This is a genomic window from Campylobacter sp. 2018MI01, assembly GCF_018501205.1.
Classification (GTDB): domain Bacteria; phylum Campylobacterota; class Campylobacteria; order Campylobacterales; family Campylobacteraceae; genus Campylobacter_E.
Window position 1 is genome coordinate 1 of the sequence record NZ_JAHCZE010000061.1, and the last position, 9,695, is coordinate 9,695.

8 protein-coding genes are annotated in these 9,695 nt (G+C 27.3%); 1 reads left to right on the top strand and 7 read right to left on the bottom strand.

Going from position 1 to position 9,695, the window contains the following annotated elements; all coding sequences use genetic code 11:
- Window positions 1-178: 178 nt before the first annotated feature.
- The 6 genes from KJQ97_RS08065 to KJQ97_RS08090 are packed head-to-tail and all read right to left on the bottom strand — an operon-like array spanning window position 179 to window position 6,568.
- A complete protein-coding gene (locus KJQ97_RS08065) occupies window positions 179-1,267 on the bottom strand; it encodes a DNA adenine methylase (RefSeq protein ID WP_214120510.1) in 1,089 nt (362 codons plus the stop codon).
- Window positions 1,267-3,084, bottom strand: a complete 1,818-nt coding sequence (gene htpG, locus KJQ97_RS08070) for a molecular chaperone HtpG (protein ID WP_214120511.1) — start codon at window positions 3,082-3,084, stop codon at window positions 1,267-1,269. Before htpG ends, KJQ97_RS08065 begins: the two co-directional genes overlap by 1 nt.
- An 8-nt stretch (window positions 3,085-3,092) precedes the next feature.
- Complete coding sequence (crcB, locus tag KJQ97_RS08075) at window positions 3,093-3,458, bottom strand: fluoride efflux transporter CrcB (protein ID WP_214120512.1); 366 nt, start codon at window positions 3,456-3,458, stop codon at window positions 3,093-3,095.
- A complete protein-coding gene (locus tag KJQ97_RS08080; RefSeq protein ID WP_214117326.1) occupies window positions 3,455-4,138 on the bottom strand; it encodes a lysophospholipid acyltransferase family protein in 684 nt (227 codons plus the stop codon). The genes crcB and KJQ97_RS08080 overlap by 4 nt, the downstream gene beginning before the upstream one ends.
- Entirely contained in the window at window positions 4,122-5,273 is a 1,152-nt protein-coding gene (locus KJQ97_RS08085) for a hypothetical protein (protein ID WP_214117324.1), read from the bottom strand. Before KJQ97_RS08085 ends, KJQ97_RS08080 begins: the two co-directional genes overlap by 17 nt.
- On the bottom strand, window positions 5,273-6,568 hold the full coding sequence (locus tag KJQ97_RS08090) for a S41 family peptidase (protein WP_442862234.1): 1,296 nt from the start codon (window positions 6,566-6,568) through the stop codon (window positions 5,273-5,275). The genes KJQ97_RS08085 and KJQ97_RS08090 overlap by 1 nt, the downstream gene beginning before the upstream one ends.
- A 155-nt stretch (window positions 6,569-6,723) precedes the next feature.
- Here KJQ97_RS08090 and KJQ97_RS08095 point away from each other — a divergent pair, with 155 nt between their 5' ends.
- Complete coding sequence (locus KJQ97_RS08095) at window positions 6,724-9,291, top strand: ATP-dependent Clp protease ATP-binding subunit (RefSeq protein ID WP_214120513.1); 2,568 nt, start codon at window positions 6,724-6,726, stop codon at window positions 9,289-9,291.
- A gap of 11 nt (window positions 9,292-9,302) precedes the next feature.
- Here KJQ97_RS08095 and KJQ97_RS08100 read toward each other — a convergent pair.
- The coding region (locus KJQ97_RS08100; protein WP_214120514.1) for a transporter permease at window positions 9,303-9,695 on the bottom strand (393 nt) is incomplete at its 5' end.

Consider the following 9,695-nt stretch of genomic DNA (forward strand, 5'->3'; position numbering starts at 1 on the left):
GTATTTTTATTAAATAATAAAGCTTTTTTGATTTATAAGATACAATTTTAAATTCTTTTAATAAAAATATAAATATTTATGATAATTTTAAGTCTTTATTATAAGTAGTATATTTTGTAGATAAAAATAAGGCTTTAGGTAATTTTTGTGATTAAGCATATTAAATCATATATTATTTTTATATTTTTTTAAGGATATATAAAATCTCTTTTACATGGATTTTACGATTATTTAGATTTCTACTTGCTCTAAAGGTATTATATTTTTGCTCTAATATATTTAAGCTACCAAATTTTAAAAGAGTGTTTTGAAATTCATCTTCACTTATTATGCCTTCGTTGTTATATGAGATTAAAATTATTTTTGCTTTTAGATTGTTTATTAGCTCAAAAAAGCTTTCGCTAGCTGTTTTTTTAGAATTATAAACGCTTTTATTCCAATCCTTTGTAATACCTGAAACCTTAGAAATATCTTGTGGTTTAATATAATTTGTAATTAGATTTAGCATAAAATAATTTGAGCCATAAGGGTGCTGATTGTAAGGCGGGTCAATATAGCATAAATCACAATCAAGCTCATTTGCTAAAACATTTGCGTCTTGCCAAAACACATTAAAAGGCACATTATGGTTTGAAAAAATAGGCATTGCTAATTCAATATTAGCAATAATTCTACTAAGAGCATTTTTGCCACTTCCGCCCCATTCTCCTATGCCGTTTTTATTCTTGTAAAAGCCTTTAAAAACACCACTTGTATTTACTTTTACACTAGCTTCATATAAAAGTGGTGCTAAAAAGTATTTTTTATATTTGTGATTTTCTAGTAATAATCTTGCTGTATCAATATAACTAGCATTATAATTTGTATAAAAAGCTCTATCATTTTGAGTGATATTTAGCTCATCTTTAGGAGAGTAAAGCTCTCTTATAAAGCCGTTTTCATTAAAATTATTAATGATTTGCTCTTTTAGTTTTTTATGCTCTATTTCAAGCTCTTTATAAAAATTATTATCAATATTTGATAAATAGCATTCATTGATTGCTTTGCTATAACTTTCTAAATCATTTGCTATTAAATAGCTTGAGTGTTGTTTTAAAAATCTTGCGACAATGCCACTACCACTAAACAAATCAACCGAGCTTAATTTATCTTTTTTAAGCTCGGTTTTTGCATATTTTACGCCTTTTTCAATAAAGCCTAATAATGAGCGTTTATTACCTAAATAAGTAATTATTTGTTCGCTTAAATAGGCTTTGTTTTCTTGCATTAAAACGCTTTTTTAGCTAGATTTATAACAGCTTCGTTAAACTCACTAACCTTAGCAAATTCTAAGCCTTGAGCAAGTGCTGCGGTGCCATAAGCTATAAATGCTAGATTTTTAAGGCTATCTTCGTTATTTTCGTTTATTAGTTTTGCTACTAATTCGTGTTTTGCATTTAATTGTAAAACGCCTTTAGCATTCATTTTTTCTCCGCTAAATTGAGCCATCATTTTAGCCATCATATATTCTTGGTCTTTAGTATCATAAACTAAGCTTGATAATGAGCTTTCTAAAGAATTAGATAAAACTACTTCTTTTACATCATTTTCTAATATTTTGCTTAGTTTTTCACAAAAGCTTTTTTGCTCATCGTTTAATTCATCTTTTTTGATTTCATCAACTTCGTTTATAGCTTTTAAATCAAAATCTTTATATTTATGAACCATAGGAATTACGATTGGGTCAATCTTGTCGCTTAAAAGCAACACATTTATGCTATTTTTTTTGTAGCTTTCAAGTAAAGGTGAGTGTTTTAATAATTCTTTATTTTCACCGATTAGATAATAAATAGTTTTGTTTTCACCTAAATTAGCACAATATTCATCAAGTGTGATTTGAGTATCGTTTTGACTATTATCAAATTTGCATAATGCTAAAATCTCATCTTTGTTCGCACTTGGGTCAAACAATGCTTCTTTTAATACAGCACCAAATAATTTATAAAACTCATCATATTTATTAGCGTCATTTTTTTGTAATTTTTCTAATTCACCTAAAATCTTTTTAGTGCTGATTTCTTTGATTTTTCTTAAAATTACATTTTCTTGTAGTATCTCACGGCTTACATTTAAAGGTAAATCCTCAACATCAAGCACACCTTTAACAAATCTTAAGTAACTTGGTAAAATCTCTTCTTTTTCGCTAATTAATACTCTTTTTACATAAAGTTTTATACCTTTTTCATAATCTACTCTATATAAATCGTGTGGAGTATTTGCAGGGATAAAAAATAAGCTTGAATATTCTAAAGAACCGCCCTCGCTTTTAGTATGAACATATAAAATCGGCTCTTTGCTATCATAACTTATGCCTTCATAGAATTTTAAATAATCTTCTTTTTTAAGGCTTGCTTTGTTTTCTCTCCATAAAGCTTTTGCTTTATTGATTTGCTCGAATTTTAATTCAGTTTTAGCGTTTTCTCCTTCGCCAACACTTATCTCTTTTTCTAAGAAAATCGGATAAGAGATATGATTTGAATACTTGCTAACTAGGTTTTCAATAGTGTGAGTGTTTAAAAACTCATCATCTTTTAAATGCAGAACTATTTTTGTGCCAAAACTATCTTTATTTGTTTTAGTAATTTCATAACCATTTGTATCAGAACTCCACAAAAACGAATCATTGCTTAAGGCTTTTTTAGTATAAACTTCAATTTTATTTGCAACCATAAATGCTGAATAAAATCCAACACCAAATTGACCTATCAAATCGCTATTTTTCTTAGCATCTTCGCTTAAATTTTCTAAGAATTTCTTAGTTCCACTTGAAGCAATTGTGCCTAAATTATTATTTAAATCAGCTTCGTCCATACCTATGCCGTTATCTTCTATGATTAATAATTTAGCGTCTTTATTAATGCTAATTTTAATACTAGGATTAAAGCTAATTCCTTTATAAGCTTCATCGCTAAGGCTTAAGAAATTTAGCTTATCTATAGCGTCGCTTGAGTTTGATATAAGCTCTCTTAAAAATATTTCTTTATTTGAGTAAAGTGAATGAATCATTAAATTAAGTAATTGATTTACTTCGGTTTTAAATTCCATATTTTCTCCTATTTAAAAAAATTTAAAGCAATATAAGTTGCTATTAGTCCAAATACTACATTTAAAATAATATTTGCACTAAAGGCAACGAAGCCTAATGATTTTAATAATGTTATGCTCTCATAAGTAATTGATGAAAAAGTAGTAAAGGCACCTAAAAATCCTACTACTATTAATAATCTTATCTCGTTTAAACTCTCGTAATTTTTAGCTAGTGCATAAAATAATCCTATCAAAAAACAGCCTATTAAATTAACGATTAATGTCCCAGCTATAAAGAATTTAAAATCAAAATTACGATTTATAAAAGTGCTTAAAATATATCTTAAAACAGCACCAATGGCTCCACCTAAAGCAACTATAAAAATATTCACTCATTAGCCTTGAAATATTCATTAATTGCTTCTTGCATTAAGTCTTTTGCATTGTCTAATTCATTAGCTTTTAGTGGTTGTAAAGGTATTATTGTAAGTTTTTTACCTAAGTGAATTGTTATTCTTTTACTATCTAAAATCTCTTTTGAACCAATAATTACAACAGGTTGAACTAAAACATCTAACTTAGTAGCTAGCATTGAAGCGCCTTTTTTAAATCTTAATAATTCATAGCCATCACTTCTAGTTCCTTCAGGAAACATAGATATGTTTCTATTATTATTTAATCTATCGTTTGCTTCATTTATAACTCTTACGAAATCTCTTGCGTTTTCTCTATCTATTGAAATCATTTTAGGTAGTTTTATGATATTTCCAAAGAAAAATAATTCTTCAATCTGTTTTTTTGCAATCCAAGCTAAATCGTATGGATATATATCTTCAAGTGCGATAATATCTAGCATTGAGCGATGATTTAGGATAATCATTCTTGCATTAGGATTAAAATCGCCTTTTATTTCTATTTTATAACAGCATAATTTACGGATAAATTTTGCCCAAGTTTTTCTAATAACCCAATTTTTTTTAGGGAAAATAAACATTAAAACAATTACAAAAGCAATGCTGATTGCTATGATTATTGCTAGAAAAATACTTAAGATTTTATTCAATATCTTCATTTTTTACCCAACCACTTGTATTTTCATCAAGTGCTATTTTCACAAAATTGTCTTTTTTGGTTATGATTTTTACTTCTTTTATGTCAGTATTTTTATAAAAAATAGTTGAATTATTAGTTGGTAAAATTCTAACACTTGCACCTGATTTTAATTTAGCACTACTAAAATTCCCACCATCAATAAAGCTAAAAGCCACAAAAACTATAGCAAGTGCTATTAAAGAAAAAAACCTTTTAAAAATTACTACAATTATGAGACAAATTACAGCTAAGATTAAGCTTCCAATTTGTAAATAAAAATTAATTTCTTTTGTTATTGGATTTAAGTCTGTTTGAGTGCTTATTTCTTCAGATTCTACTATGATTTTATTAGAATATTCTATGAATTTATTTTCTAATGGGTCATAATATGAAAAAGAGAAATTTTTCATATTATTAGGAAAAATTAAAGCAATTGAGCATTTTGCATTTTCATAGTCTTTTCCGACATTTGTAATGCTTTGCGATTTTGCAGTTTTTAAAGAAAAATTATTAAAATTAGTGTTATTTGCTTTTGCGTCCATTCCACATATAACGCTAGTTTCATCATATTCAGTGCATTTTAAATTCGTAATTTTTAAATCACTTGCAACCAACTCTACATAATCTTTATTAAATTTTAATTCTTCAATTTTTAAATTATCTAGGCTGATTTTAGCATTTCCTACTTCTTGAGTATTTCTAAATAACTTAGCATCAATTGAGTTTAGTTTAGCATTTGCTGTATTTGCTTGAAAATAAACACGAGTAGTATAAATTCCATTTTCGCTATTAAATTTAATATCTTTATTTAATTGTTGCATATCAATACTTTTTTCAAAATTAATTTGCGGAGTAAAATTTGTTTTGTAATTAGAATTAATTGTTATATCTATATAAAAAACTTCTTTAGTTTTTACAGAATTTTTTGAAAAATTAGCATTAATAGCAAGTTCTACTTTATCATTAAATTCTTCTTTAATATCGCTAGTAAAACTATTTGCATCTTCATTATTTTGATTAAGGTTTGTATAAACTTGAGCGTCCATTACACTTAATTCTTTTGATGGAGCTGCAAATAAAATACTAGCAAATATCAAAAAGATTATTTTTTTCATTAATTTCCTTTAATTACTAAGATTTTTAAAGCGTCAATTGCTGATTTTAATTGAGAATCTTCATTGATTTGCTCTTGAGTTAGTGTATTTTTATCGGTTTTGTTTTCTTTTTTACCATCAATTTTTTCTAATTCATTTTCTAGGTGCTTTTTAAGTTCGCTTTCTTTTATACTAAAGCCACTATCTTCAGTATTTACCTTACCAGGATACACAATAATATCAGGAGTAACTCCTACTGCTTGAATTGTTCTTCCACTTGGTAGGTAGTATTTTGCGATTGTTAGTTTTATACCTTCTTTATCATTGATTTCTCTAATCATTTGAACACTTCCTTTGCCAAAAGTCTTCTCACCAACAATAATCGCTCTTTTTCTATCTTGCATAGCTCCACTTACGATTTCGCTTGCACTTGCACTTCCACCATTTACAATTATACTAATAGGTATTTTTGTATTTATTGCAGCACCTTTAATTGCTAAAGTATCTATTTTAGCACTTTCATCTCTTCCTTTTTGAGATACTAAAATACCTTTATCAATAAATAAATTCAATAAATCTGTAGCTTGGTTTAATAAACCACCTGGGTTGTTTCTTAAATCAATTACTATCCCTTTAATATCCTTATTAATAGCTAATGCGTCTTTTACTTTACTTACAACATTTCTATCAAAACTTGTAATTCTAATGTATAAAAAGTCTGTATTTTCTATTTTTTTAGTATAAACGCTTTCAACTTTTATAATATCTCTTGTTATCGTAAAATCTAGTGGCTTTTTCTCGCCTTTTCTATATATTGTAATATTAATCTTAGTATTTGGTTTGCCACGCATTTTAGAAACTGCGTCATCAAGATTCATTCCTATCGTGCTTTCATTTTCAATTTTTAAAATAACATCGCCTGATTTTATACCAATTTTATCAGCAGGTGTTCCTTCAATTGGTGCAATAACGGTTATTGCATTATCTTTAATTGATAAAGTCATTCCAAGACCGCCAAATTCTCCGTTTGTGCTTTCTTGTAAAGATTTGAAATTCTTTTCATTTAAAAATGCTGAATGTGCGTCAAGATTACTCAATAATCCTTCTAAAGATTTATCCACAAGTTGCTCTATACTGATTTCATCAACATAATTTGCTTCAATCATTCTAAAAGTTTTAATAAGCTTTGAGAATGCTTGTCTTTCAGCTTCTTCATCAGTTTTTGCAAACAACGAAATTCCAAGTGCAACACACAAAAATATCTTTTTATTAAAATTCACGATAGCTCCAATAAGATTTAAGATTAAAGCTGTGATTTTAACGCAATTTTTTAAATACAAGTAAGCAATTATGTGTATTTTTAAATAAAAAACTTAGCACTTAAGATATTTAAGTGATAAATTTAATTTTATACTTGACAATAATAGACTAAAGTAATATAATGCGAACCATATCAATTAAAGGAGATAATATGAATATTCAAGATAAATTAACAAATCAATTTAATGAAACTTTAAGTCAAGCAGTAAGCTTATGTGTATTTAATAAAAATCCAAATATAGAACCATTTCATATTTTATGGGCTATTGCTAATGATTCAAGTTCTATTCTTAATCAAGTATTTAATAAATTATCAATAGATAAAACTGCAATTTCACTAATGCTAAAAAGCAAGGCTGATAATTTAGTAAAAAGCGATGGAGTAAATGCTAATAATGTAAAACCTAGCAATGCACTTTTAACTTCACTTGAAAAGGCTATTGGATTTGCTTTAAGTAAAGGTGATAGCTACTTAAGCACTGATATGTGGATAATTAGTGAGTGTGATAAGGGTGGAATTTGTGAGTTATTAAAAGATTATTTAGATTTACTTGTATTAAAAAGCGAATTAAATGCTTTAAGAGGCGATAGAAAAATTAGCGAAAAAGAGCAAGATGACATAAGCAATAAAGAATTAGAAAAATACACCACAAATCTAGTTGAATTAGCAAAATCAGGCAAACTTGACCCAATTACAGGAAGGGATAATGAATTAGAAAGGCTTATGCAAATCTTAATTAGAAAAAGCAAAAATAATCCTATTTTATTAGGTGAGCCAGGAGTTGGTAAAACAGCTATAGTAGAAGCTCTAGCTCAAGCAATTGCTAATAAACAAGTGCCAAGCTCTTTAGCTAATAAACAAATATTAAGTCTTGATTTAGCAGCACTTGTTGCAGGAGCAAAATACCGCGGGGAATTTGAAGAAAGACTTAAAAATATAATTGAAAGTGTAAAAGCAAATCCTAATATTATAATTTTCATTGATGAAATTCATACAATATTAGGTGCAGGTGCAAGCGAAGGAAGTATGGATGCTGCTAATATACTTAAACCTGCTTTAAGTAGGGGCGAGTTTAAAACCATTGGTGCAACCACTTTAAAAGAATATAAAAAATATTTTGAAAAAGATGCTGCAATGCAAAGAAGATTTCAAAGCATAATTGTGAATGAACCAAGCGTAAATGATGCAATAGCAATGCTTAGGGGTCTTAAAGAAAGATTAAGCGCTCATCATAATGTAAGTATTAATGATAAAGCTTTAGTAGCTGCTGTTAAGCTTAGTAATCGTTATATTCAAGGAAGATTTTTACCTGATAAAGCAATAGATTTAATAGATGAAGCTGCGGCTGAACTTAAAATGCAAATTGAAAGTGAGCCAAGTGCTTTAAGAAATGTAAAAAATAATATCGTTAGATTAAGAGTTGAAAAAGAAGCATTATTAATGGAAGGCGAAGAAAAAAATAAAGAAAGATTAAAAGAAATTGAAAATGAATTAAGTGAATTTAGCGAAGAAGAAAGAAAATTAAGAATGAAATTTGAAAACGAGCAAAGAGTATTTGCCGAAATTTCAAAGAAAATGAACGAGATTAATAATTTGCAAAATGAAGCAAATATTGCAAAAAATAAAGGTGATTATCAAAAAGCAGGAGAGATTGAATACGGAAAAATCCCACAAGTTAAAAACGAGCTTGAGAATGCTAAAGCAAATTGGCAAGAGTTAAAACAAAGTGGAACTTTACTTAAAAACGAAGTTGATGATGAGCAAGTCGCATTAATTTTAGCAAAAATGACAGGAATAAAGGTTAGTAAATTACTAAGCAATGAGAGTGAAAAATACTTAAATCTTGAAAATAATTTACAAACTCGTGTAGTAGGACAAGATAAAGCTATAAAAGCTCTAGCTCGTGCAGTAAGGGCAAATAAAGCAGGGCTTAGTGATACTAATCGTCCTATAGGAAGCTTTTTATTCTTAGGGCCTACAGGAGTTGGTAAAACTGAATTAGCAAAAGCAATTGCAAAAGAGCTTTTTGATGATGAAAAGGCTTTAATTCGTTTTGATATGAATGAATATGCTGAAAGTTATAGAGTAAGCAATTTAATAGGTTCTGCGGTTGGTTATGTAGGAAGTGATGAAGGCGGACAATTAACAGAAGCTGTTAAAAATAGACCTTATTCGGTGCTACTTTTTGATGAGATAGAAAAGGCTCATCCTGAGATATTTAATATATTTTTAAATATGTTAGATGAAGGAGCTTTGAGTGATAATAAAGGCTTTAGGGTTGATTTTAAAAACACTTTAATAATATTTACAAGTAATATTGGAGCAGCTAAGTTTGTAGATATTAAAAATGAAAAAGAAAGAAATGAATTAATAAATAAAGAATTATTAAAATACTTTAAACCTGAATTTGTAAATAGACTTGATGAAATAGTAGGATTTAATGCTTTAAATAAAGATTTATGCTTACAAATTGTTGATATTTTGCTTAAAAATACTAGCAATAAATTAGCTGAACTTGGAATTGGCTTTAGTATTAGTGAGAATGCAAGATTAGAAATTTTAAATCTAGGATATAGTGATGAATATGGTGCTAGAGCCTTAAAAAGAACTATATATCAAGAAATTGATTCAAGACTTAGTGAGCTTATTTTACAAGGGAATTTGAAATCTTTTGTAGAAGTTGATTTTGATAAGGAATTTATATTTAATACGAAATAATTTTATCCCGATTAAATTCGGGATAATTCTTTAAAAACTACTAAAATTATTAAAAATACAATATTTATCCAAGTAAAATTGATTATGTATTTAAAAGCTTTATTTTTATAAGAATTAATATAGTATTTATAAGAAATTAAACTCGCCATAGAAGCTATTAAAGTCCCTAATGAGCCAATATTTACCCCTAATAATAATTCTTTATAATCATTTGTAAAACTAGCTAAAAACACACAAGCAGGAACATTACTAATAATCCAAGATAAAAATATACTTAGATAAAAAATATCAAATTCTTTAATACTTATAAAATAACTTATATTTTTTACAAATATAAAAAGATTTATAAAAATTATAATAAGAGAAAAATCAGCTTTAAAAATTGCGTTTTTATTGCTAATAAA

Coding starts and splice junctions, on each gene's coding strand:
- KJQ97_RS08065 (WP_214120510.1), bottom strand. CDS start 1,267: ATGCAAGAAAACAAAGCCTATTTAAGCGAACAAATAATTACTTATTTA.
- htpG (WP_214120511.1), bottom strand. CDS start 3,084: ATGGAATTTAAAACCGAAGTAAATCAATTACTTAATTTAATGATTCAT.
- KJQ97_RS08080 (WP_214117326.1), bottom strand. CDS start 4,138: ATGAAGATATTGAATAAAATCTTAAGTATTTTTCTAGCAATAATCATA.
- KJQ97_RS08085 (WP_214117324.1), bottom strand. CDS start 5,273: ATGAAAAAAATAATCTTTTTGATATTTGCTAGTATTTTATTTGCAGCT.
- KJQ97_RS08095 (WP_214120513.1), top strand. CDS start 6,724: ATGAATATTCAAGATAAATTAACAAATCAATTTAATGAAACTTTAAGT.